Source organism: Streptomyces lavendofoliae, from assembly GCF_014649735.1.
Lineage (GTDB): Bacteria > Actinomycetota > Actinomycetes > Streptomycetales > Streptomycetaceae > Streptomyces > Streptomyces lavendofoliae.
In genome coordinates this window covers 398458-421916 of sequence record NZ_BMTP01000004.1, presented here as the reverse complement: position 1 = coordinate 421916, position 23459 = coordinate 398458, and the positions used below count along the sequence as shown (strand labels likewise).

The 23459-nt window shown below is 72.9% G+C and carries 19 protein-coding genes and 1 riboswitch; of the genes, 4 read left to right on the top strand and 15 right to left on the bottom strand.

Annotated features, from left to right (window positions below; all coding sequences use genetic code 11):
* The first annotated feature begins 36 nt into the window (after nt 1-36).
* Nucleotides 37-2562: an ABC transporter permease gene (locus IE109_RS10390; protein ID WP_189550484.1), complete on the top strand. Its 2526-nt coding sequence runs from the start codon at nt 37-39 to the stop codon at nt 2560-2562.
* Nucleotides 2563-2615: 53 nt separating this feature from the next.
* Here the strand turns inward: IE109_RS10390 and IE109_RS10385 are convergent, their stop codons facing one another.
* From IE109_RS10385 to IE109_RS10330, 12 genes are all read right to left on the bottom strand, one after another.
* A complete protein-coding gene (locus IE109_RS10385) occupies nt 2616-3947 on the bottom strand; it encodes a class I SAM-dependent methyltransferase (protein ID WP_189550483.1) in 1332 nt (443 codons plus the stop codon).
* A 340-nt stretch (nt 3948-4287) separates the two neighbouring features.
* Nucleotides 4288-5670, bottom strand: a complete 1383-nt coding sequence (locus tag IE109_RS10380; RefSeq protein WP_189550482.1) for an NAD(P)/FAD-dependent oxidoreductase — start codon at nt 5668-5670, stop codon at nt 4288-4290.
* Between the two features lie 370 nt (nt 5671-6040).
* The gene (locus IE109_RS10375; protein WP_189550481.1) at nt 6041-6970 is read right to left on the bottom strand and encodes a Ppx/GppA phosphatase family protein; all 930 of its coding nucleotides are present in this window, start codon (nt 6968-6970) and stop codon (nt 6041-6043) included.
* The gene (locus IE109_RS10370) at nt 6967-7503 is read right to left on the bottom strand and encodes a DUF501 domain-containing protein (RefSeq protein WP_189550480.1); all 537 of its coding nucleotides are present in this window, start codon (nt 7501-7503) and stop codon (nt 6967-6969) included. The genes IE109_RS10375 and IE109_RS10370 overlap by 4 nt, the downstream gene beginning before the upstream one ends.
* Nucleotides 7504-7517: 14 nt before the next feature.
* Nucleotides 7518-7988, bottom strand: coding sequence for an FtsB family cell division protein (locus tag IE109_RS10365; RefSeq protein ID WP_189550479.1), 471 nt, complete (start codon nt 7986-7988; stop codon nt 7518-7520).
* 97 nt (nt 7989-8085) lie between these two features.
* Nucleotides 8086-9366, bottom strand: coding sequence for a phosphopyruvate hydratase (eno, locus tag IE109_RS10360; protein WP_418962921.1), 1281 nt, complete (start codon nt 9364-9366; stop codon nt 8086-8088).
* Nucleotides 9367-9711: 345 nt separating this feature from the next.
* A complete protein-coding gene (locus tag IE109_RS10355; RefSeq protein ID WP_189550478.1) occupies nt 9712-10428 on the bottom strand; it encodes a LysM peptidoglycan-binding domain-containing protein in 717 nt (238 codons plus the stop codon).
* Nucleotides 10429-10431: 3 nt separating this feature from the next.
* A riboswitch (cyclic di-AMP (ydaO/yuaA leader) is annotated at nt 10432-10606 on the bottom strand.
* A 249-nt stretch (nt 10607-10855) separates the two neighbouring features.
* Entirely contained in the window at nt 10856-11773 is a 918-nt protein-coding gene (locus tag IE109_RS33855) for a transglycosylase family protein (protein ID WP_308431348.1), read from the bottom strand.
* A 180-nt stretch (nt 11774-11953) separates the two neighbouring features.
* Nucleotides 11954-13192, bottom strand: coding sequence for a cytochrome P450 family protein (locus IE109_RS10345; RefSeq protein ID WP_189550588.1), 1239 nt, complete (start codon nt 13190-13192; stop codon nt 11954-11956).
* A 293-nt stretch (nt 13193-13485) separates the two neighbouring features.
* Entirely contained in the window at nt 13486-14514 is a 1029-nt protein-coding gene (locus IE109_RS10340; protein ID WP_189550587.1) for a nucleoside triphosphate pyrophosphohydrolase, read from the bottom strand.
* A 39-nt stretch (nt 14515-14553) separates the two neighbouring features.
* Nucleotides 14554-15189, bottom strand: a complete 636-nt coding sequence (locus tag IE109_RS10335) for a SurA N-terminal domain-containing protein (protein WP_189550586.1) — start codon at nt 15187-15189, stop codon at nt 14554-14556.
* Nucleotides 15190-15331: 142 nt separating this feature from the next.
* Nucleotides 15332-15751 (bottom strand): GtrA family protein, encoded by a 420-nt coding sequence (locus IE109_RS10330; RefSeq protein ID WP_189550476.1) that lies wholly within the window; start codon nt 15749-15751, stop codon nt 15332-15334.
* A gap of 360 nt (nt 15752-16111) precedes the next feature.
* On the opposite strand from IE109_RS10330, the gene IE109_RS10325 reads away from it, so the two are divergent.
* Nucleotides 16112-16915: a class I SAM-dependent methyltransferase gene (locus IE109_RS10325; RefSeq protein WP_189550475.1), complete on the top strand. Its 804-nt coding sequence runs from the start codon at nt 16112-16114 to the stop codon at nt 16913-16915.
* 45 nt (nt 16916-16960) lie between these two features.
* On the opposite strand, the gene IE109_RS10320 is transcribed toward IE109_RS10325, so the two are convergent.
* The 3 genes from IE109_RS10320 to IE109_RS10310 form a co-directional block, all read right to left on the bottom strand.
* Nucleotides 16961-18487 (bottom strand): serine/threonine-protein kinase, encoded by a 1527-nt coding sequence (locus IE109_RS10320; RefSeq protein WP_189550474.1) that lies wholly within the window; start codon nt 18485-18487, stop codon nt 16961-16963.
* Nucleotides 18484-19173 (bottom strand): hypothetical protein, encoded by a 690-nt coding sequence (locus IE109_RS10315; protein ID WP_189550473.1) that lies wholly within the window; start codon nt 19171-19173, stop codon nt 18484-18486. Before IE109_RS10315 ends, IE109_RS10320 begins: the two co-directional genes overlap by 4 nt.
* 109 nt (nt 19174-19282) lie before the next feature.
* Nucleotides 19283-21397: an N-6 DNA methylase gene (locus tag IE109_RS10310; protein ID WP_189550472.1), complete on the bottom strand. Its 2115-nt coding sequence runs from the start codon at nt 21395-21397 to the stop codon at nt 19283-19285.
* 173 nt (nt 21398-21570) lie between these two features.
* Between IE109_RS10310 and IE109_RS10305 the strand changes: the two genes are divergently transcribed.
* The gene (locus IE109_RS10305; protein WP_189550471.1) at nt 21571-22461 is read left to right on the top strand and encodes a DUF4190 domain-containing protein; all 891 of its coding nucleotides are present in this window, start codon (nt 21571-21573) and stop codon (nt 22459-22461) included.
* A gap of 179 nt (nt 22462-22640) precedes the next feature.
* The gene (locus tag IE109_RS10300) at nt 22641-23411 is read left to right on the top strand and encodes a hypothetical protein (RefSeq protein ID WP_189550470.1); all 771 of its coding nucleotides are present in this window, start codon (nt 22641-22643) and stop codon (nt 23409-23411) included.
* Nucleotides 23412-23459 lie beyond the last annotated feature (48 nt).

Genomic DNA, 23459 nt, shown 5'->3' with positions numbered 1-23459 from the left:
CTCGCCGATCCCTCTTCACCCCAGGACTCACACCTCATGTTCCGAACCGCCTTGCGCAACGTGCTCGCGCACAAGGCCAGGCTGCTGATGACCGTCCTCGCCGTCATGCTCGGCGTCGCCTTCGTCTCCGGCACCCTGGTCTTCACCGACACCCTGTCCAGCGCCTTCCGCAACCAGTCCGCCAAGAGCTACGACGACGTCGCCGTCGCCGTCACCACGTACGCCGACCAGAACGACGCCCAGCAGGCCGGGCTCTCCCAGAAGACCCTCGACCGGATCGCCGGGCTCGACGGGGTCGCCTCCGTCACCGGGCGGGTCGACGGCTTCGCCGGGGTCGCCGGCCCCGACGGCAAGCTGATCGGCGCCGGCTGGTCCAACAAGGGGTCGAACTTCTCCCCCGGCAAGGGCGGCAAGGACACCGCCTACGACTTCGTCCAGGGCACCGGCCCGGTCCGGGACGACCAGATCGCGCTCGACAAGGACACCGCCGCCGAGGGTGGGTACCAGGTCGGCGAGCGGGTCCGGGTGGCCACGAACGGGCCGGTCAAGGAGTACACGCTCGCCGGTGTCTTCACCACCGACGACGGCGCCGTCAACGCGGGCGGCAGCCTGGTGCTCTTCGACACCCCCGTCGCACAGGCGCTCTACCTGCAGCCCGGCTATTTCACGAACCTCACCGTCACCGCCGCGCCGGGTGCCGACGACGACCGCATCCTGGCCGCCGTACAGCCGCTGGTACCGGAGAGCGCCACGGCGCAGACGGGTGCCGCGCTCGCCGACGAGCAGGCGAAGGCGATCGAGGAGGGGCTGAGCGGTCTCAACCAGATGCTGCTGGGCTTCGCCGGCATCGCGCTCTTCGTCGGCGTGTTCCTGATCTCCAACACCTTCACCATGCTGGTCGCCCAGCGCACCAAGGAACTGGCGCTGATGCGCGCCGTCGGTGCCTCCCGCAAGCAGATCACCCGCTCGGTGCTCGCGGAGGCCGGTGTGGTCGGCCTGGTCGCCTCCGTGGTCGGTTTCGCCCTCGGCATCGGGCTGGCCGCCGGCCTGCGCTCCGGGATGGCCGCGTTCGGTATGAAGGTGCCCGAGGGGGCGCTCGTCATCGGTACGACGCCGCTGATCGCCGCCCTGGGCGTGGGCGTGCTGATCACGATGCTCGCCGCCTGGCTGCCCGGCCGCCGCGCCGCCCGGATCCCGCCGGTCGCCGCGATGAGCAGCGTCCACGCGATCGCGACCACCAAGTCGCTGGTGGTGCGCAACTCCATCGGCGCCGTCATCACCGCCGTGGGCGCCGCCCTGATCGTGGTGGGTGCCTCGACCGGCTCCGACGGCCGGTGGACCATCGCCGGCGGGGCGTTCCTGGCGCTGATCGGCGTGATCGTGCTGATCCCGCTGCTGTCCCGTCCGGTCATCGCCCTCGTACGGCCCCTGATGGTCCGCGCCTTCGGTGTCTCCGGCAAGCTGGCCGCCCAGAACGCGGTCCGCAACCCGCGCCGCACCGGTGCCACCGCCTCCGCGCTGGCGATCGGCCTCACGCTGGTGACCGGGCTGTCGGTGCTGGGCGTCACGGTCGGCGCGGCGCTGGACAAGATGACCACGGACCAGATCAAGGCCGACTACATGGTCGTCATGGCGAGCGGCGGCGACCTCGACCGGTCCGCGCTGACCGCTCTGGAGAAGGCGCCGGGCGCCACGGCGGTGTCGCCGCAGCAGGCCGCCTCCTTCGAGATCGACGGCGAGTGGGTGTCCGCCTCGGCCATCACGCCCGGCGACGTCGAGCGGGTGCTGAACGTCGAGGTGGTCGACGGCTCGCTGGCCTCGCTGGGCGAGGGCCGGATGGCGGTCGCCGAGAAGACGGCCGGCAAGCAGGGCTGGAAGGTCGGCGACACCCTGCCGGTCACGTTCTCCGACGAGAAGAAGGGCCGGCTGACCCTCGGCGCGGTCTACAAGGACACCGAGTTCCTGTCCCCCGTGCTGGTGGACACCAAGGTCGTCGCCCCGCACGAGGTGAAGCCGTTCATCCCGCAGATCTTCGTGAAGATGGACGGCGGCGAGACCGCGGCTAACGAGAAGGCACTGGTCAGCGCCCTGGGCGACAACCCGGCGATCAGCGTGATGGACAAGCAGGACATCCGCGACGAGTTCGGCGGCATGATCAACATGTTGCTGAACATCATGTACGGCCTGCTGGCGATGGCCCTGATCATCGCGGTGCTGGGCGTCGTCAACACGCTGGCCATGTCGGTCTTCGAGCGGCAGCAGGAGATCGGCATGCTGCGGGCGATCGGCCTGGACCGACGCCGGGTGAAGCGCATGGTGCGGCTGGAGGCCGTGGTGATCTCGGTCTTCGGCGCGGTGGTCGGCATCGGCCTCGGCTCGTTCCTGGGCTGGGCGATCGGCCAGACCATCAAGTCGAGCCTGCCGGGCTACGCGCTGGTCATCCCCTGGGACCGGATCGGGATCTTCCTGCTCCTGGCCGCCCTGGTGGGCGTCCTGGCCGCGATGTGGCCGGCCCGCAGCGCGGCGAGGCTGAACATGCTGAACGCCATCAAGGCCGAGTAGCCCCGGCGAGGACAGGGCCGGGTCCCCGTGACGGGGGCCCGGCCCTCGGCGTGTCAGCGGTCCGGGCGCTCGGTCCAGGCCCGGGGCCGCAGCGGCAGGCCGGAGGCCCCGCCGTCGGGCGTGCGCACGGCGAGGATCTGGTTGACGCCGATGCGGTTGCGTTCGAAGGAGACGGCGGAGGCGGCCATGTAGAGGCGCCAGACGCGGGCCCGGCCCGGTGAGGTGAGCCGTTCCGCCTCGGGGAGGCGGGCCTCCAGGTTGGCCACCCACTGCCGCAGGGTGAGGGCGTAGTGCTCGCGGATCGCCTCGACGTCGCGCACCTCGAAGCCGGCCTCCTCCAGGGCGGTGGTGGTCCGGCCGACGGGGGCGAGTTCGCCGTCGGGGAAGACGTACCGGTCGATGAAGTCGTCGACGCGGTACGCCGCCTCGTTCTTCTCCGGGCGGCGGGAGATCTGGTGGTTCAGCAGCCGGCCGCCGGGCCGGAGCAGGGAGTACAGGTCGTCGGCGTACTCGCGGTAGCGGACCTGGCCGACGTGCTCGGCCATCCCGACGGACGCGATCGCGTCGTACGGGCCGTCCCCGACGTCCCGGTAGTCCTGGACGCGGATCTCCACCCGGTCGGTCAGGCCCTCGCCGGCGACGCGCTTGCGGGCGTAGGCGGCCTGCTCGGCGGAGAGGGTGACGCCGACGACCCGGGCGCCGTACTCCCGGGCGGCGTGGATGGCCAGCGAGCCCCAGCCGCAGCCCACGTCGAGCAGCCGGTCGCCCGGCCGGAGGGCCAGCTTGCGGCAGATGAGGTCCAGCTTGGCGGTCTGCGCCTCCTCCAGGGTGCCGCCGGGCGACCAATAGGCGCACGAGTAGACCATGGACGGCCCAAGGACCAGCTCGTAGAAGTCGTTGCCGACGTCGTAGTGGTGGCTGATGGCCTCCTTGTCGCGCCGCTTGGTGTGCAGCGGACCGGTGCGGCGTCTGACCTCCTCGGCGGGCGGCCGGGGCGGCGGGAAGGGTCCGGTCAGGCGGATCAGGGCGCCGGCGGCCTCCCGGAGCCGGGGGTCGCGCACGGCACGGGCGGCGCGTACGGCACGGGCGGCGCGCCCGGTGCCCCCGGTGCCGTCGCCGCGCTCCCAGACGAGGCCGGAGAGCCGGTCGAGGGCCTCGTACAGGTCGCCCTCCACGTCGAGCTCCCCCGCCACCCAGGCGCGGGCGAGTCCCAGCTCCCCCGGTTTCCACAGCAGCCGCCGCAGCGCCTGGCGGCTGCGGACGACGAGGACGGGCGCTCCCGGCGGCCCCGCCTCGCTGCCGTCCCAGGCGCGGATCGCGACCGGCAGCGGAACGCCCAGCAGATCCTCGGCAAGCGTGGTGAGCCGCGACGCGGCGTCGGCCATGGTGCACACCTCCGTGATGAGGAGTCCCAGAAATGCTCAACACCACGAAAACACCCGGGGCGCGCCGGCGCAGTCCCGAAACCGAGCAATGCCACGGCAAAATGCGAGCCGTTGACCGGCCCCGTTCCCTCTGACGCTCCCTCAGTCCGCCGGAGCCACCCCCACCGCCCCGGTCCGTTCCACGGGGCCCCCGCCGCCCCCGGGGGGGCTGGGTCCCGGCCCGTCGCCCGCCCGTCCACCCACCGCCGCCGGCCACGCGCCGCCCGGGGACGCGGAAGGGGCCGCCCGCACCACGGATGGCGGGCGGCCCCTTGGGGGCGCGGGTGACCGGGGAGACCGGTCAGGATGCCTTGGCCTTCTCCGGCTTCGAGGCGGCCGCAGCGGCCGGGGCCGGCTTCGCGGCCTCGTAGAACTCCTCGCGCGGCGACTCGATGGCGCCGAGCGAGACGACCTCGCGCTTGAGGAACATCGCGAGCGTCCAGTCCGCGAAGACCCGGATCTTGCGGTTCCAGGTCGGCATCGCCATGCCGTGGTAGCCGCGGTGCATGTACCAGGCGAGACGGCCCTTGAGCTTGATCTTCACCTTGCCCATGACGATCATCGCGACGCCCTTGTGCAGGCCGAGACCGGCGACCGCACCCTTGTTGGCGTGGCTGTACTCCTTCTGCGGGAAGCCCCGCATGCCGGAGATCACGTTGTCGCCGAGGACCTTGGCCTGGCGCAGCGCGTGCTGGGCGTTCGGCGGGCACCAGGCGTTGGGGTTGCCGGCCTTGCGGCCGACCAGGTCCGGAACCTGGGCGTTGTCGCCGGCGGCCCAGATGTAGTCGGTGCCGTTGACCTGGAGCGTGGCGCCGCAGTCGACGTGGCCGCGCGGGCCGAGGGGGAGGCCGAAGCGGGTCAGCGCCGGGTTCGGCTTGACGCCGGCGGTCCAGACGATGGTGTTGGAGTCGACCTCGAGGCCGTTCTTCAGCACCACGTGGCCGTCCACGCAGGAGTCCATGGACGTCGAGAGGTAGACCTCGACCCCGCGGCCCTCCAGGTGCTCCTTGCCGTACGCGCCGAGCTTGGGCCCGACCTCGGGAAGGATCTTGTCCGCGGCGTCCACCAGGATGAAGCGCATGTCCTCGCGCTTCACGTTCTTGTAGTACTTGGCGGCATCACGCGCCAGGTCCTCGACCTCGCCGATGGTCTCCGCGCCGGCGAAGCCGCCGCCCACGAAGACGAAGGTCAGCGCCTTGCGGCGGACCTCCTCGTCGGTCGTCGAGTCGGCCTTGTCGAGCTGCTCGAGGACGTGGTTGCGCAGGCCGATGGCCTCCTCGATGCCCTTCATGCCGATGCCCTGCTCGGCGAGGCCGGGGATCGGGAAGGTGCGGGAGACCGCGCCCATCGCGATGACCAGGTAGTCGAAGGGCAGCTCGTACGACTCGCCGACGAGCGGCGCGATCGTGGCGACCTTGCGGTCCTGGTCGATGGTGGTGACCCGGCCGGTGAGCACCTCTGCCTTGGGCAGCACGCGTCGCAGGGGTACGACGACGTGCCGCGGCGAGATGCTGCCGGCGGCGGCTTCGGGCAGGAAGGGCTGGTAGGTCATGTACGACCGGGGGTCGACGACCGTGACGGTCGCCTCGCCGTAGCGCATCTTCTTGAGAATGCGCCGAGCTGCGTACAGGCCTACGTACCCACCGCCTACTACGAGGATCCTGGGACGCTCCGTGGTGCTCATGCCATCGAGTATCCACCCGGTCGAGGGGGGTCGCTCGTGCACCCCTTCACAAGCTCCTGGGGTACCTCTGCTACACTGCGCGGCCCACGTGACCGAGGTCATGGCGCCCCAGGGGAACCCCGGTGTAACGGAAGACGTTGTTCACCCCTGTTGAACTGGGACGGCGAGCACCTTTTAACCGTGGACCGCCACCGGAGTTCACACCTGCGAAACACAGACGAGGGTGGCTTCCCGGCCTGCGAAAGGGCCCCGAGCGGGGCTCCGGAGGCCGTTGAGCGGCTCCGCGACCCCCCTCAGGGCCCTTTTCCTTGTGAAGAACTTCACGAACTTTCCCGGCGGCCCGTCCGGCGGCACCGCGTACGGCCGTCGATCAGACGAGCGAGAGGGCGATTCCGTCCAGAATGTCGTGCTCGGAGACGACCACCTCGCGGGCCCCGGTCCGCTCCATCACGGCCAGCAGCACCAGCGCTCCGGAGACGATGACGTCCACCCGGCCCGGGTGCATCACGGAGATCTCCGACCGCTCCTGATGCGTGGCCGCCAGCAGCCGTGCCGTCACCTCGGCGACCCGCTCGTAGGAGACGCGCGAGCGGTGGATGGCCTCGGAGTCGTACTCCGTCAGCCCCAGGGCGATCGCCGCGACGGTGGTGACCGAACCGGCCAGCCCGACGAGCGTCCTGGCCTCGCGCAGCGGGACGGTCTCCTCCGCCAGGTCCAGCGCGGCCTCGACATCGGCCCGGATCGCCGCCACCTCGGCCTCGGACGGCGGGTCGCCGCGGACATGACGCTCGGTCAGGCGTACGCAGCCGATGTCGACCGACCGGGCGGCGCGCGCGTGGGCGGCGCCGACCACGAACTCGGTGGACCCGCCGCCGATGTCCACGACCAGGTACTCGCCGTCCCCGTCCGCGCCGCCGCCCGTCAGCTCCTTGGTCGCGCCGATGAAGGAGAACTCGGCCTCCTGGTCACCGCTGACGACCTCCGGCTCCACCCCCAGGATGTCCTTCACGCCCCGGACGAACTCGTCGCGGTTCTCGGCGTCGCGTGAGGCCGAGGTGGCCACGAAGCGCAGCTTCCCGGCGCCGTGCTCCTCGATGACGGCGGCGTACTCGCGGCAGGCCGCGAAGGTCCGCTCCAGCGCCTCGGGCGCGAGCCGGCCGGTCCTGTCCACGCCCTGCCCGAGCCGGACGATCGTCATCCGCCGGTCCAGGTCGGTGACTTCACCGGTCGCCGGGTCGATGTCGGCGACGAGCAGGCGGATGGAGTTCGTACCGCAGTCGATCGCGGCGACGCGGGTCATTCCCCGGCCTCCCCGGGGGCGCCGGGCGAGACGCAGGGGCCCTTGGCCCACCACTCCGGCAGCATCGCGATGGCCTCGTCGCCCAGCGGGTTCACACCCGGCCCGGCGGCCAGCGAGTGGCCGACGAGCACGTGCAGGCACTTCACACGGTCCGGCATGCCGCCGGCGCTCGGGAAGCCCTCCAGCACCTCGATGGCGTCGCGGCGGGCGATGTAGTCCTCGTGCGCGGCGCGATAGGCCGCGGCCAGCCCGGGGTCGGACTGCAGCCGCTCGGACATCTCCTTCATCACGCCGTTCGCCTCCAGCGTGCCGATCGCGGAGGCCGCGCGCGGGCACGTGAGGTAGTACGTCGTCGGGAAGGGCGTGCCGTCCGGGAGCCGGGGCGCGGTCTCCACCACGTCCGGGTTGCCGCACGGGCAGCGGTGCGCGATGGCGCGCAGGCCGCGCGGCGGGCGGCCGAGCTGTTCCTCGAACGCCGCGACGTCCGCCTCGGTGGGCTCGGTGCGTTCGGTCTGCGGAGGGGGCGTTTCCATGCCTGCCTTGGGTTCTACTTGCGGTCGGTGCGGTCGGCGGTGTCCACGCCGTCCCAGAGGTTGGAGTACCAGGGGCGGTCGGCCGCGCCCTGGTCGGTGCGGCGCTCGCGCACCGCGTCGGGGTCGATGACCGTGAAGCCGGTCTCGCCCGGGAGTACGTAGTGCAGGTGCTCGCGCGCCAGGCGTCTGACGTACGCGTCGTCCTGGAGCCGCGCCTTCTCGTCGCGCAGCCGTTCGACGCGCTCGCCCGCCTCCGCCGCCAGCCGCTGCTGCTCGGCGATCTCCGCGCGCTGGGACACCCATTGGCGCATCGGGTAGGCCAGGGCCACCACCAGCGAGCAGACGACCAGCGCGAGGAACGCCGCCCGGCCGGTGAGCCGCGAGCGGCGGGCCTGCCGGCGGGTCTGGGAGCGATAGACACGGGCGGCGGTCTGCTCGCCGAGCAGCCGCAGCCTGGTCGCGGTGGAGAACCGGTCCCGGGCCATGTGCTGTACCCGCCTCCCCTTGCCCATCACGTACGTACGTCCCCGGACACGGTACGGGACCGCGGCCGGGGACGTACGTAGCCCGGGCTGGGAAGGATCAGCCCTTGAAGCGCGGGAAGGCCGAGCGGCCCGCGTACACGGCGGCGTCGTCGAGGATCTCCTCGATGCGCAGCAGCTGGTTGTACTTGGCGACGCGCTCGGAGCGGGCCGGGGCGCCGGTCTTGATCTGGCCGCAGTTGGTGGCGACGGCCAGGTCGGCGATGGTGACGTCCTCGGTCTCGCCGGAGCGGTGCGACATCATGCACTTGAAGCCGTTGCGCTGGGCCAGCTCGACGGCGTCGAGGGTCTCGGTCAGCGAACCGATCTGGTTGACCTTGACCAGCAGCGCGTTCGCGGCGCCCTCGTCGATACCGCGGGCCAGGCGCTCGGGGTTGGTGACGAACAGGTCGTCACCGACCAGCTGCACCTTGGTGCCCAGCTTCTCGGTGATGGTCTTCCAGCCGTCCCAGTCGTCCTCGAACAGCGGGTCCTCGATGGAGACCAGCGGGTAGGCGTCGACGAGCTCCGCGTAGTAGTCCGTCATCTCGGCGGCCGAGCGGGACTTGCCCTCGAACTCGTAGGCGCCGTCCTTGTAGAACTCGGACGCGGCGACGTCGAGTGCCAGGGCGATGTCCTTGCCCGGGGCGTAACCGGCCTGCTTGATGGCCTCCAGGATGAGGTCCAGGGCGGCGCGGTTGGAGTCGAGGTTCGGCGCGAAGCCGCCCTCGTCGCCCAGACCCGTGGAGAGGCCCTTCTCCTTCAGGACCTTCTTCAGGGTGTGGTAGACCTCGGCGCCCCAGCGCAGCGCCTCGGAGAAGGACTCCGCGCCGATCGGCGCGATCATGAACTCCTGGATGTCCACGTTGGAGTCGGCGTGCGAGCCGCCGTTCAGGATGTTCATCATCGGAACGGGCAGCAGGTGCGCGTTCGGGCCGCCCAGGTAGCGGAACAGCGGGAGGTCGGACGCCTCGGAGGCGGCGTGCGCGACGGCGAGGGACACGCCGAGGATGGCGTTGGCGCCGAGCGACGACTTGTCCGGGGTGGCGTCCAGGTCGAACATCGCCTGGTCGATCAGCCGCTGCTCGGTGGCGTCGTAGCCGACGAGCTCCGGGCCGATCTGCTCGATGACGGCGAGGACGGCCTTCTCGACACCCTTGCCGAGGTAGCGGTCCTTGTCCCCGTCGCGGAGCTCGAGGGCCTCGAACGCTCCGGTGGAGGCACCGGACGGAACGGCAGCACGGCCGGTGCTGCCGTCGTCGAGGCCGACCTCGACCTCGACCGTGGGGTTGCCTCGGGAGTCCAGGATTTCCCGGGCTACGACGACGTCGATGGACGGCACGAGCATCTCCTTCTGGGATGTGACGCAAAATGTGACGCATGCGGTGCAGGGTCTCTTCGGCCTTGCGGCAAGAGCCTAACCGGCCGGGGGGCCCGAGCCCGCCGACGCCCGCCTCCTGGGACGAAAAAGGGCTCACGAAACCGCATTACCGGCAAAACGCCGCGAAACCTACCAGTCGGTAGTCGGGGTGTGCGGGGGCCCGCTCAGGGGCGCGCGGCCGAGCCGGCTCCGGCACGGGAAGCCGCCCCGGCCCGGGAACGGGGAAGCCCCGGCCGCGGCCGTCCCTCCCGTGCCCGCGGTGGACTACGGAGGGGGAGGAACGCGCGGGCCGGGGCCGCCCGGGGCTCAGCTCAGGTGGAGCTGCTGGCCCGGGTAGATCAGGTCGGCGTCGTCGACGATGTCCTTGTTCAGCTGGAAGAGCTTCTCCCAGCCGCCGGCGACCTTCTTCTCGGTGGCGATGGTGCTGAGGGTGTCGCCGGCCTTCACCTTGTACTCGCCGTCGCCCTTCTCGACCTTCTCGCCGGTCGGGGTGGTGACGGTCTTCTTCGGCTCGGTCTTCTTCGACTCGGTCCGGGGCGCGGCCTCGGCCTGCGGCGCGGTGCGCTCCTGGCTGCGCGTGGTGGGCTGCTCGGCCTGGCGCTCCTGCTGCGGCTGCGGCTGGGCCTGCTCGGCCCCGCCGCCGTCGTACGCGGCACCGGACAGGCCGACGCCGCAGCTCGGCCAGGCGCCCTTGCCCTGGCCCGCGAGCACCTTCTCGGCTATCTGGATCTGCTGCGACTTGGACGCCTGGTCGGCGGTGGCGGCGTACGCGGTGCCGCCGTACGCGGCCCAGGTGGAGGCCGAGAACTGCAGGCCGCCGTAGTAGCCGTTGCCGGTGTTGATGGACCAGTCGCCGCCGGACTCGCACTGGGCGACCTTGTCCCACTCGGCGGTGGTGGCGGCCGAGGCGGTCGTGGCGCCCATCAGCGGGGCGGCGACGGCGGCACCGGTGATACCGGCGAAGGCGACGAATCGGGCGGCCTTGGAGGGGCGACGGTGCTTGGACTTGCCGGAGAACAGCATGGGACATCTCCTCACCGACGCCTGCGAGGTGAGCTGTCGGGTTCGGGCGAGTGAGTGGCCCGGCCGTGCGCACCGCTGTGCGCTCGGCTTCACCCCAAGCCGGTTCCCGCCATGTCTCCATGGCCGGACCCGGCACTTACCTTGGGTCCCCCGCTCCTGCCTTCGGCGCATGACGCGACGACTGTTCCCGTCGACCGGCGGCAGGATTCGGCGTTCCGGTCGATGGGGCCCGCGGTGGCGAGCGGTCACGACCGTAGCCACAGACCTTCCCGAAGTTCAAAGACGGACATCGGGGGTCAATCCGCCCTTACTTGCCTGCCTTTGACGGGCGTTTACGCAGGTGAAGGGCGGATTGTGCGATTCGGACGGTGGGGACACGCCCACCGGGGCGAAGAGATTCATGTCTCACTTACACAGAAGCGGACATTCAGCCCTGCTCCTTCGGCTGATCCGGCGTCAGCTCCAGACTCTGACCAGGGAGGATGAGATCCGGGTCGGCCCCGACGGTGTCCTGGTTGGCCTCGTACAAGGCGGACCAGCCGCCGGGGACCTTGTGCTCGTCCGCGATGACCGACAGGTTGTCGCCGGGCCGGACCGTGTACGCGCCGACGCCGACGGTCCCCGGGTCGCGCGTCGCCCCGTCACCCCGGGAGGGATGCCCGTCCTCCTCGCGGTCGGTGACCGAATTGCCGGTATTCGCCGGATCGGTGGGCTCAAGGGTGCTTTCGCCCCCCGGAGTGCCGGGAGTGACCGGCGCGGTGGGATCGGCGGGGGCCGCCGGTGCCGTGGGGTCGGCGGGGGCGACCGGATCGGTCACCGCGGCCTCCTCCCTGGCGGGCTCGCCGCGGTGCTTGCCGGTGCCGGACGCCGGGCTCCGCGGCGCGTCGGGCGCCGCGGGGGCGGGCTCGCCGGGCAGGAGCGGGTCGGCGGGCGAGGACGCGTCGGGCGCGGTCGGGCCCTCCAGCGTCTCGGCCGGGTCGACCGCCTCGGGCGTGGCCGGGGCGGTGCCCGTGGGGTCGGCGTCCGGCGTCGCGGTGGCGCCGCCGAGGCCCGCGACGGGGGCGCAGGTCTCCCAGGTCGTGGTGCCCGTGGCGGCGTAGACCTTCTCGGCGACGGCCATCTGCTCGGTGCGGCTGGCGAGGTCGGGCCGCGCGGCGTACGCCAGGCCCCCGTGGGCCTCCCAGGTCGCCTGCGACATCTGGAGGCCGCCGTAGAAGCCGTTGCCCAGGTCGGCGCTCCACAGACCACCGGACTCGCATTCGGCCACCCGGTCCCAGGTGGTGGCGTCGGCCGCCGTCGCGGAGCCCGCGCCGAGCAGCGGGAGCGCGATGGCGGATCCGGTCACCCCTGCCGCGACGACGATGGCGGGGGCTTGACGGGGTCGTCGGTGCCGGCCGTTCCCGGAGCGCATGCGGTGCTGCCTTTCGCGTGACTGCTGAGGTGACGGTGAACGTAGCGGCATTCGAACGTCAGTCACAAGTCGATGCAGCGGAGATCACGCGAAGATCACAGAAATGACGGCCCGTCAGTTCACGTCCTTCGCCAAAGGGGCGAACTCGACCGGGAGCGTGCGCAATCCACGCATGATGAGCCCCCCGCGCCACCGCAAATCGGCAGGATCCCCCGCGAGCCGGATGTCCGGCAGCCGGGTCAGCAGGGTCGCGAGCGCGGTCTGCCCCTCCAGGCGGGCGAGCGGCGCGCCGAGGCAGTAGTGGATGCCGTGCCCGTAACCCAGGTGCTGGTTGTCCCGCCGCGACAGGTCGAGCGTGTCCGGCTCGGCGAACCGCTCCGGGTCGCGGTCCGCCGCGGCGAGGACGACCAGGACGGGGTCGCCGGCCGCGATCCGCTCGCCGCCGATGGTGAGGGCCTCGGTGGCGAACCGCCACGTCGCCAGCTCCACCGGGCCGTCGAAGCGCAGCAGTTCCTCCACGCCCGTCTCCAGCAGCCCCGTCTCGCCGGCGGCGAGGGAGTTCTGGAGGCGCTCCCGCTGGTCCGGGTGGCGGAGCAGGGCGTGCACCCCGTTGCCGATCAGGTTCACGGTCGTCTCGAAGCCCGCGAACAGCAGGATGAACGCCATCGCGGCGGCCTCGTTCTCGGTGAGGTGCTCGCCGTGGTCCGAGGCCCTGATGAGCCCCGAGATCAGGTCGTCGTCCCCTTCCCCCCGCAGGCTCTCCCGCTTGCGGTGGATCAGTTCGGCGAGGTAGCCGCGCATCTTCTTGACCGACCGGGCGACCCCGCCGCGCGGCCCGCCGCCGTGCCGGATCATCATCCCGGCCCAGTCGCGGAAGTCGTCCTGGTCCTCGCGGGGGACCCCGAGCATGTCGCAGATGGCGTAGATGGGGAGCGGGAAGGCGAAATCGTGGATGAGGTCCGCGCTCCCCTTTGTAGCGAAACTGTCGATGAGCCGGTCCGTCAGCTCCTGCACGCGCGGCGCGAACGCGGCGACCCGGCGGGGCGTGAACGCCTTCGACACCAGCCGGCGCAGCCGGGTGTGGTCCGGCGGGTCGATGTTCAGCAGATGCGTCATCAGGTCGGCCTTGCGCTCGCCCGGGATGCCCGTCCTGCCCCTGGCGTGCGCGGGCTCGTCGTGGTGCGCCGGGTTCTTGCTGAGCCGCTGGTCGGCCAGCGCCTGCCGGGCGTCCGCGTACCGCGTGACCAGCCACGCCTCGACCCCGCTGGGCAATTGGGTGCGGTGCACGGGCGCGTGGTCCCGCAGCCAGGCGTAGGCGGGGTACGGGTCGGTCGCGAACTCCCAGCTGAACAGCGGGGGCGCGGGCGCTGCCGGGCACCCCCGCGCCCCGTCCCCCGGGGCGTCCGGCGCGTCAGGGGCGTCCGGCGCGTCGGCGGCGTCCGGCGCGTCAGAGGCGTCCGGCGCGTCAGGGGCGTCCGGCGCGTCGGCGGCGTCCGGCGCGTCAGGGGCGTCCGGCGCGTCAGGGGCGGCGGCCCGGGGGGCGGGCGCGGCGCCGTGTGCGGGCGGGCCGGCCTCGGGGGCACCGGCCGGCGGGGGGCCGGGGCGGCGCGGGGCGTCGTCGTGCGGGGCGTCGTCGTGCGGGGCGTTCACCCCTCGACGGTATCCGGCGCCCCGGGGCCCTCCGCCGCGCGGATGGCGTCGCGGTAGGCGCGGCCAGCCGCGCGCAGGGCCGCTTCCGGGTCCACGCCCGCTGCTTCCGCCCGTACGGCGAGGGCCAGCAGCTCGTAGCCGATGCCTTCGCCGGCCGGCGGGGCGACGTCCAGGCCCGCGGTGCGGACCCGGCTCGCGAGCTTGGCCGCCAGCGCGAGGCCCGGCTGGCCCAGCGGGACGCCGTCGGTCACCGAGGTGCGCCGCTTCTCGATCGCCTTGGTGCGCAGCCAGTGCGCCTTGACCTCCTCCGGCGTCTCGGCCCGCTCCTCGCCGAAGACGTGGGGGTGGCGGTGGATGAGCTTCTCGACGATCGTGGCCGCCACGTCGTCGACCGAGAACGGCTCCTCCTCGTGCTCCTCGGCGATCCGCGCGTGGAACACGACCTGGAGCAGGACGTCCCCGAGCTCCTCGCGCAGCTCGTCGCGGTCGCCGTCCTCGATGGCCTCGACGAGTTCGTACGCCTCCTCGATGCCGTACTTGGCCAGGCCCTCGTGGGTCTGCCGCGACGACCAGGGGCACTCGCGGCGGATGCGGTCCATGACCTCGACGAGGTCCAGCAGCCGCGCGCCCGGCAGGTCGTAGGACCCCGGCAGCAGCTCCAGGTCGGGCATCGCCACCCGGCCGGAGCCCGCCATCCGGGCCAGCCCGTCGGTCAGGGCGCCGTCCCCCTCACCGCCCGCCACGACCACGACCGTGCGGCCTCCCGCGCAGGCGTCCACCAGCTCCCGCGCGGTGGGCGCGGCGATCTCCACGGCGACGCCCGCCTCGCGCAGGTACGGCAATTGCGGGTGCGCGTCGTCGGCGCACAGCACGCGGTCGGCGGCGTGCAGCGTCCGCCACGCCGGCCAGGACAGCAGCCCGGGCGCGACGCGGTGGCTGGCGGTGAGCAGGACGACGCGGCCGGGGGCGTCGCCGGCGCCGGGGCTGCCGGCGACGGGGGCGCCGGACGTAGACGTACCGGTCATGTCGGGGGTGTCGGGGGTGTGGGCGTTCACCCCTCGAACCTACATCTGCTGCTTCCCGGCCGGCTGACGCAGCCAGGGCGCGCTGTACTCGCCCAGCTGGATCTTGTCGTTGTCCCAGGTGCCGTACCGGGGGTTCACGTCGATGTCGAGCGCCTTGGACGCGGCGGCGAAGACCTCGGTGAGCCTCTGCTGCCCCTCCGGGGTGTTCCCCGCGCCCAGCTTCGCGGCGATCTTGTTCATGAGGACATTGCGCCGCACCACGTCGTCGATCTCGTCCGGCGCGACGCCCTGCTGCTGGAGCAGCATCGCGGCGAGCTGCTCCTCACCGCCGCTCTGCGCCGCCGCGGCCCGCCGGGTCTCCTGGACCTCCTTGCGGCTGACGGTGATCCCCTGGCCGGCGGCGACCTTCTCCACCACCCGGTCGAAGATCATGCCGTTCAGCTTCTCGCGGTTGAGGTCGCCGGTCGCCTCGATCAGCTGCTTCGCCTGCGGCGACGCCTCCTGGGCGCTGCGTACCTCCCTGACCTGGGCCTGGAGCGCGGACACCTCGATCCGGTCGCCGTCGACGACGGCCGCCGCGCCGGGATGGGCGTCGCTTCCGCAGGCGGCCAGGAGCGGAGCCGCGGCGAGGAGCGCGGCGGAGACGGAGAGCGCGGTGCGACGGCGGCGATGCAGGCGGTGCAAAGGAGCCTCCCGGCGTTGGTCGGTTCAGCGGGTGCGACGCGAAGCGTCTCGTTGAGGGGTGGTGGTCGGGTGACGGGCGGGCGTGAACGACCTTGCGGTGATCGATGGTAGGCAGTGAATGTGGCTCAGGCCACTACTTCGAGGCCACTGCTTCGATCAACGACTCACCGGTCCGGGGGGTCTCGGGCCTCATCATGATCGTCCGCGAGACCACGAACGTGATGGGAATGGCCGCGGCGGCGGCGAGCAGCGGCGCCCAGCGGCTGGAGAAACCCGCCACGTCGACCAGCAGCCAGACGCCGCTCGTCGTGATCACGAAGTTCGCGGCGTTGGTGAGCGGGAACAGCAGGAACTTCCGCCACGTGGGCCGGGTCCGGTACGTGAAGCGGCAGTTCAGGAAGAACGACCCGGTCATGGCCAGCAGGAAGGCGACCACGTGGGCGGCCACATAGGGCAGGCCCAGCGCCAGGAGCGACAGGTAGAAGCCGTAGTAGGCGGCGGTGTTCACCACACCCACCAGCGCGAACCTGACGATCTGGCCGCGGACGGTCATCGGCGTACGAACTCCCCACGGGGTCGGCGGTGCGGTACGGGCGGGTCGTGACGGATACGGCCCACATACTCCCCGACGAGTCCCGGCTTCACCGTGCGCACCCCGCCGAGTGCCGTGCCCGTCACCGGCAGGGCCGCATGTCCGGTGGCACCCGCGTGGGACGGGGTGCCTGCTGGAGGGGCGGCCCCGCGTGGGACGGGCGCCGGGCGCGGCGGGGGGCCGCGGGGCGGCCGTCGTCCCCGGGCGACCCGCGCAAGGGGCGCCCGTGGGCGGCGGGTCGCCTGCGCGCCACCAAGACTTCACCGCCGCACCACCGGGCCGTGACCCGTACGGCAGGTGGGGCGGCGTAGCTTGCCCCGCATGCCCTCTCTACTGAGCAACCGGCTGGCGAAGCGGGTCATGCGCCCCGCGTTCGCCCTGGTCGAGCAGCGCATGGAGCGCGCGACCAGCGCGCTCCAGACCGACCTCGACGCCCTGCACCACGCGGTGGCCGACCTGCGCCGCCAGAGCTACGGCCTCGGCCTGCTGCTGGACCGGGCCGGACGTGACGGGCACCGGATGCCCACCGCCACCCAGGTCGACACCCTCGTACGCGAAGTGCGCGCCGTCACCGGCGACGACGGCGAGCGGGCCCGGCACGACGTCACCGTCGCCTACCGGCACCTGGTGGCGCTGGAGGCGCTCGGGGCCGGCGGACTGGCCGGCACGGTCACCGACGTGTGCGGGCGGCTCACCACCGTCCCGCTGCTCGCCCCGCCCAACGGCGAGGTGCTGGAGATCGGGACCGCGCACGGGCTGTTCGCCGCCGCGCTGCGACGGATGCTGCGGCGCGGCGGGGTCGAGGCGCGGCTGACGATCGTCGACCCGCTGGACGGCTCCCCCACCCGCGAGGACGAGGTGCGCGGCAACCTGATCCTGAGCGGCGGGGCGGGTCCGGCGGACGCGGCGCGCATCGAGCGGGGCGGGTTCGACGACCCGGACGTACGGGGACGGATCGCCGACCGCCGCTACGGCGTGATCGTGGTGAACGGCTCGCACGACCTGGCGGCCGTGCGGGACCTGGCGGCGCCCGGCGCGGTCGTCGTCCTCGGCGACCAGCCGCGCCCGGCGGGACTCACCGGACTCGGGCGGGTCGCCGACTCGGTGTACTGCCGGGCGGCCTGACCCCGGGAGGGACCGGGCGGGCGCCGGGGAGGGATCCGGAGGGGGTCACACGCCGCGCATCCGCCGCTGGCGCTCCAGGGCCCGGCGCAGCTCCGCCGGCAGCGGGTGGTACGGGCCGTACGCCCGCTCCGTGTCGTACAACAGGTTCTGGAGCTGCTGCTCGGCCGCCGTGTGGTCGCCCATCGCGAGGAGCAGGTGTCCGATGCGGTGCCGGATGTCGAACGCGCGGGCCGGGTCGGACGCGCCGGTCCCGCTGCTCATGCAGTACGGCAGGACCGCGCGGTACTCGGCGAGCGCGGCGGCCGTCTCGCCCAGTTGCTCCAGGCACAGCGCCGCTTCGTACCGGAACTGGAGCGTCTGCGGATCGGCCGGGCCCGCCTCGGCCGCCCGGTCGTCGGCCAGCCGCCGCAGCTCGGGCAGGGCACGGCGGAACTGACCGTCGTCCATCAGCGTCGTCGCGTACTGCTTGCGCAGGATCCGGACGACCGGGGAGTGCTCGCCGTGCTCGGCGGCGGCGGCCGGGAGGATCCCGCCGAGGATGTCGACCGCCTGCGTGATGCTGCCCTCGCCGAGCAGCCGCTTGACCTCCTCCACGGCGGCCGCGACGTCGGGGCGGGTCGCGGCGGGCGCGACGGGCGGACGCGGCACGGGCGCGGGCGTGGTGACCCGGTCGGGCCAGGGGGCGTGCGGACGCAGGAACGGGCGCGTGGGGTCGAGCGGGCCGGTCGGGACGCCGCGCTCCGGCAGCAGCGGGGCGAGCGTCTCGTACACCTCCTGCGCGCCGGACGGACGGTGCTGCGGGTCCTTGGCGAGCAGCCGCAGGACCAGGGCCTCCAGCGCGTCGGGGATCTCGGGGCGGAGCTGGCGGACGGGCAGCGGCGGCTCGTACAGGTGGCGGTGGAGCACACCGAGGGCGGTGGAGCCGGCGAACGGCACGTTGCCGCTGAGCAGTTCGTGGAGCAGCGCGCCGAGCGCGTACAGGTCGGTGTACGGGCCGACGGCGCCGCCCATGGCCTGTTCGGGCGCCATGTAGGCGGGGCTGCCGATGGGCGAGCCGGTGTGCGTGAGGCGGGTGGTGTCGGTGTCGATGACGGACGCGACGCCCAGGTCGAGGACGGTGACCGTGCCGTCGGGCTTGACCATGACGTTCCGCGGCTTGAGGTCGCGGTGGACGATCGGCACGGCGTGCACGGCGGCGAGCACCGCGCACAGTTGCGCGGCGACGGACACCGCCCACTGCCAGGGGTACGGGTCGTGCTCGGCGAGGTGGTCGGCGAGGTCGGCGCCCTCGACGTACTGCATCACCAGGTACAGGTCGTCGCCGTCGCTGCCGGCGTCGTGCACGGTGACGAGTCCGGGGTGGGAGACCTGGGCGGTGACCCGGCACTCGCGGACGAAGCGGCGGCGCATCTCCTCGGCCCCGGTGGCGGCGGCCATGTGGTCGGGCCGCAGCAGCTTCACGGCGACGCGGCGGTCGAGCCGCCCGTCGTAGGCGGTCCACACCTGGCCCATGCCGCCCTGGCCTATGACGGTCGACAGCTCGTACCGCCCGGCGATCACCCGGCCGTTCACCTGTCCTGCTCCCAGGGGTCCTGCGGCTCCCGGCGGAGGAGGTCGCTGAGCTCGTCCAGCTCGGCGCGCACCTGGTCGATGCGCTGCGACGTGGGCTTGGCGGAGACCTGCGGGCGCGGTGGCGTCTGCTGCGGCGGCAGGTGCGGCTGGGACTGCGGCTGCGGCTGCGGCTGCGGCTGCTGGGACAGGGCCGGGCCCGGCGCGGGCGGCGGTGTCGGGTGGGGCGGTCGGGGCGGCACCGGCTGCGCGTAGGCCGGCTGGGCCGGGGGAGCGAGGGGCGGGTAGCCGTATCCGGTGGTCCCCGGCGGTGCGAAGGCGGCGGCCGGCGCGCCCGCGCGCCCGTAGTGCCGTATCTCGGCGACCAGGTAGTAGATGGTCACGCCCAGGATGGTGATCAGCATCCATCCCCCGAAGGTCAGTGCCGACCCGTCGCTCATCTCCTGCTTCTCGTCCTCCGGCACGGTCTGCCCCAGGAAGACGAACATGCCGACGGTGGACAGCAGGGCGACGCAGAACAGGACCCGGTCGAGGATTTTGCGGGTGATGACGGCCAGCCTCAGCAGCGGGGCCCAGGCCAGGAAACCGCAGCTCAGCACGGTGAGCGCCACGAAGAGCGTGCGCAGGACGACCAGCGTGCCGTCGGCGGGGCGCCCTGGCTGAGGCGGTGCGTAGCCGTGGCCGTGCATTACTGCTCCTGGAGGACGTGTTGCCGACCTGGCGAGTCGGGCGGGAGGACGAGCGTATACATCGACTCCGACAGCGGCGCCGGGGTTGTACGAACCGTTGTCGAAATGATCAGTCGACCGGTGCGGCCTCGACCGTGCCGTCCGTCAGCCCGTCGTACATGCCCCGCACCAGCCGCTCGCCCAGCCGTCCCGCGAGGCGCAGCGTCTCCTCGAACTCGGCGAGCGCCCGGAACGTCTCGCCGTACCGCCGCTGTTCGGCGAGCGGGAGCCGGGGCAGCTGGAGGCGCCGCACATCGAGCCGGGTCGCGGTGGACGCGTAGCTGCTGGCCTGCCGGTTGTTGGCGGTGCCGCGCAGGAAGCCGGCCAGGAACCAGGGGTCGATCGCCGCCGGGTCGGGGCGCAGCAGCTGGAGGTTGCGGCCGAGGGCGGCGCCTTCGGTGGCGTCGTCGACGACGCGGGCGACCGACCCGCCGCCGAGGACCGGGACGACGACGTCCCCGGCGCGGACGAGCACGGGCTCCTCGCCGGTGCCTTCGGGGAGGGTCCCGGAGGGCGCCTGTCCGGCCAGGACGTCCTGTTCGGTGAGGACGGGTACGGCGGAGCCGGTCGCGGTCCCGGGGGCGGCTCCGGTCCCGGTCCCGAGGGCGGTTCCCGAGCCGCCCGCGCGCAGTTCTAGGGCGCCGGTGCGGGCCAGTTCGCCCACGGTGACGCCGGGGAGGCGGGCGGCCTCCGGGTGCGCGGCGGTGCGGGCGGGCGGCGGGGTCAGCTCGCCGGTACGGCGCAGCACGGCCGTCAGCCGGTCGCGCACCCCGGCCAGTTCCTCCGCGCCGCCGGCGGCGGCCGGGGGCGGCAGGTGGCGGGCGGGGGCGAGGTCGACGTCGTCGTCGAGCAGTTCGATGACCGGGACGCAGCGGTGGGCGCCGGGTCGTTCGGCGACCGTGCCGTGCTTGTCGAAGGGCTGCCAGGCGTCGAGCACGGCGGTGTGGACGGCCGGCCAGTCGAGCTTGTCGCGGCCTCCGTCGGTGTGCTCGGCGGTGTCGACGACCAGCAGCGCGGGCGACGCCGGGGCGCCCGCGACCGGCTTGCGCAGCACCCACAGGTGGAGCGGGATGCCGTACGGGGGTGCCGCGCCGGCCGGCAGCGCGACGACCGCCCGCAGCGCGCCGCGCCGCAGCAGGTCGGCGCGGATGCGGCGGCCGGAGCGGCGCGAGGCGGCGGCGGGGGGCATCAGCAGGACGGCGGTGCCGCCGGGGCGCAGGCGGGCCAGGGCGTGCTGCACCCAGGCCAGTTCGGACTCGGTGCGGGCGGGGAAGCCGTACTCCCAGCGTGGGTCGTAGGCCAGTTCCTCGTGGCCCCAGTTGCGCTCGTTGAACGGCGGGTGGCAGAGCACCGCGTCGGCGGTGAGCCGTGGGAAGGCGTCGGAGCGCAGCGAGTCGCCGGCCTGGGCGCGGACGTCGGCGCCGGACTGCAGGGCCAGGCGGAGCGCGGCGAGCGCGGCCAGGTCGCGGTCGGTCTCCTGGGCGTACAGGGCGGCGGGCCGGGCGGCGGCGCGCAGCAGGGCGCCGGTGCCGCAGGCGGGGTCGAGCACGGTGTCGGCAGGCCCGGCGAGTTCGGCCATCAGGGCGGCCGGGCCGGGCGGGGTGAGGGTGTACTGGCGCGGATTGGCGTCCAGGTGGCGGCCGAGGAGGAACTCGAAGGCCTGCCGGGCGCCCGTCTCGGCGGCGAGCTCGGTGGCGGCGCGCAGCAGCGGGACGGAGGGCGAGAGGCCGGTCGGGTTCGGGGTGGGGACGGTCCGCTCGGGGCCGAGGCGGAGCGTGAGGATCTCCTCCAGGGCGGCGGGCAGCAGTTCGGCCATGCGCTCGTCGGAGACGGCGGTCATCTCCAGCCAGCCGCTGGACCTCTCCCGTACGAGGAGGAGGGCGCAGCCCGCGTGCACCAGGGCGGTGACGGGTCCGGCGGGGTGGCCGGCGACCTGCTGCCAGACCCGTTCACGCAGGGGCACCTCGGCGAGCTTGCCCTGGGCGCGCAGCCACTGTTCGACGTCGGCGAGCGCGAAGGAGGGGCTGGTCTCGGTCCCGCCGACGGGCTTGGGGAAGTCCGCGTGCCGGCGCCGCCAGTTGCTGACCGCGGCTCGTCCCACTCCGGCGAGGCGGGCGATCCCGGCCGCGGTCACCTCTGCTGCGTTGTCCGGCACCGGCCGACTCCCCTCACCCACCTGCTGCATGTGGCGCCGATCCTACAGCCGTACACAAGAACCACGACTTCACAATGTGGTCGGCGTACTTCTCTGTGAATCGTGTTGACTCGGTTCACAGGCTCTGGTCTTATTGACCCGTCGCCACACGGGGCAGCCGCACAGCCCCGGTACACAGCCATGTCATGTCCCGGAGGGCACCCATGTCCGACTTCTCGCAGCAGCCCCAGCACGGCACGCAGCCCTACCCCGGCACCGGCCAGTACGGGGACCCCGGCCAGTACGGGGACCCCGGCCAGTACGGCGCCCCGGTCCACCAGCAGCCGTCGCGGCCCGCACGCAACGGACTGGGCACGGCGGCACTGATCCTCGGCATCCTGGGCGCCCTGGCGGGCGTCGTGCCGCTGATGTTCTGGCTGGCCGGCGTCCTCGGCCTCATCGCCCTCGTCCTCGGCCTCGTCGGCCGGGGCCGCGTCAAGCGCGGGGAGGCCACCAACAAGGGCGCCACGACGGCCGGCGCGGTCCTCGGCCTGATCGCGATGATCCTGTCGGTCGTCGGCGCGGTCCTCCTCTACAAGGTCGTGGACGACGCGGTGAACGAAGAAGCCACCAAGGCATCGAGCAGCACGGCCCCGAAGGACCCGGCCGCCGGCGGGAGCGGCGCCCCCGCCGCCGGCGCCACCGGGAAGGCCGACAAGGGCGAGCCCCTGGCCGCCGGCGACACCTCGGTCTACGACGACGACCTCCAGGTGACCGTCTCCGCGGCCACGTCCGTCAAGGCGGGCGAGTTCGCGATCGGCCACACCGAGGGCAACAAGGTGTACGAGGTGACGATCACCGTCGAGAACGCCGGCAAGGAGAAGTTCTCCACCGACGGCCTCACCGTCGGGGCCCGCGCCGGTGAGAACGGGGTCACCGCCGAGGAGATCTTCGACGGCGAGACGTACGGCACCGGATTCACCGGCAGCGTCCTGCCCGGCAAGAAGGCCACCGTGAAGTACGCCTTCGACGCCCCCGCCGACGCCGGGTCGCTGACCGTCGAGGTCACCCCCGGCTTCGACTACGACGCCGCCCAGTGGGACCTGAAGCTCTGACCGTCCCCACCCCGCGCGCCAGGCCCCTCCCCTTCCCCGTCTTCCCCGTCCTCCCCGTCCTCCCCGTCCTCCCCGTCCTCCCCGTCTTCCCGAACCTCCGGCCCCCGGGCACCCCGGCGCCCGGCCCCCCGGCCTTCCCCGTCAGCTCCCCGCTCCCCTCACCCGGAGAAAGCACTCCCATGTCTTCCACCGTCCCCCGCACCCTCAAGCGCTCCGCCCTGGCCGCCCTCTGCGCCGCCGCCGCCCTCGCCCTCACGGCCTGCGGCCCGTCCGGCTCCTCCGGTGGCCAGGCGAAGGACGCCGGCCCGTTCCCCGGACTGTCCGGCCCGCAGATCGCCAACAAGGCCATCAAGGCCACCAAGACGGCCGACTCCCTCACCCTCGACGCGAACCTCAAGACCGCCGACGGCCAGATCAGGGCCTTCATGGCCCTCGACACCAAGGGGCAGTGCGCCGGGACCATAACCATGGGTTCCACCGGAACCATGGAGCTCATCAGGGACGGCAAGCTCGCCTACATGCGCTTCGACGAGTCCTTCCTGCGTGAACAGAACAAGGGCGGATCGCCGGAGGAGACGGAAGCGGTCCTGAAGATGCTCAAGGGCCGGTGGGTGAAGAGCGACACCACGGACCCGGAGTTCAAGGACGGCCTGGAGATGTGCGAACTGGACACGCTGCTGGCCGAGTTCGAGACGGGCATCAACGTCGCCGAGCGGGGCGAGGAGACCACCGTCAACGGCGAGAAGGCGCTGACGCTCACCGAGAAGGACGGCGACGCCACGTACAAGATCTACGTCGCCGCGGAGGGCGAGCCGTACCTGCTGAAGATCGAGCAGAAGGGAGGCAAGGAGCCCGGGACCATGTCCTTCAAGGACTACGACAAGCCGGTCCCGGCGAAGAAGCCGGCCGCCGAGGACGTACTCGACCTCGACGAGCTCGGGGCGGAGTAACGAGGCCCACGGGGGGCACGGGGGGCACGGGGGAGCCGGACGGACCGT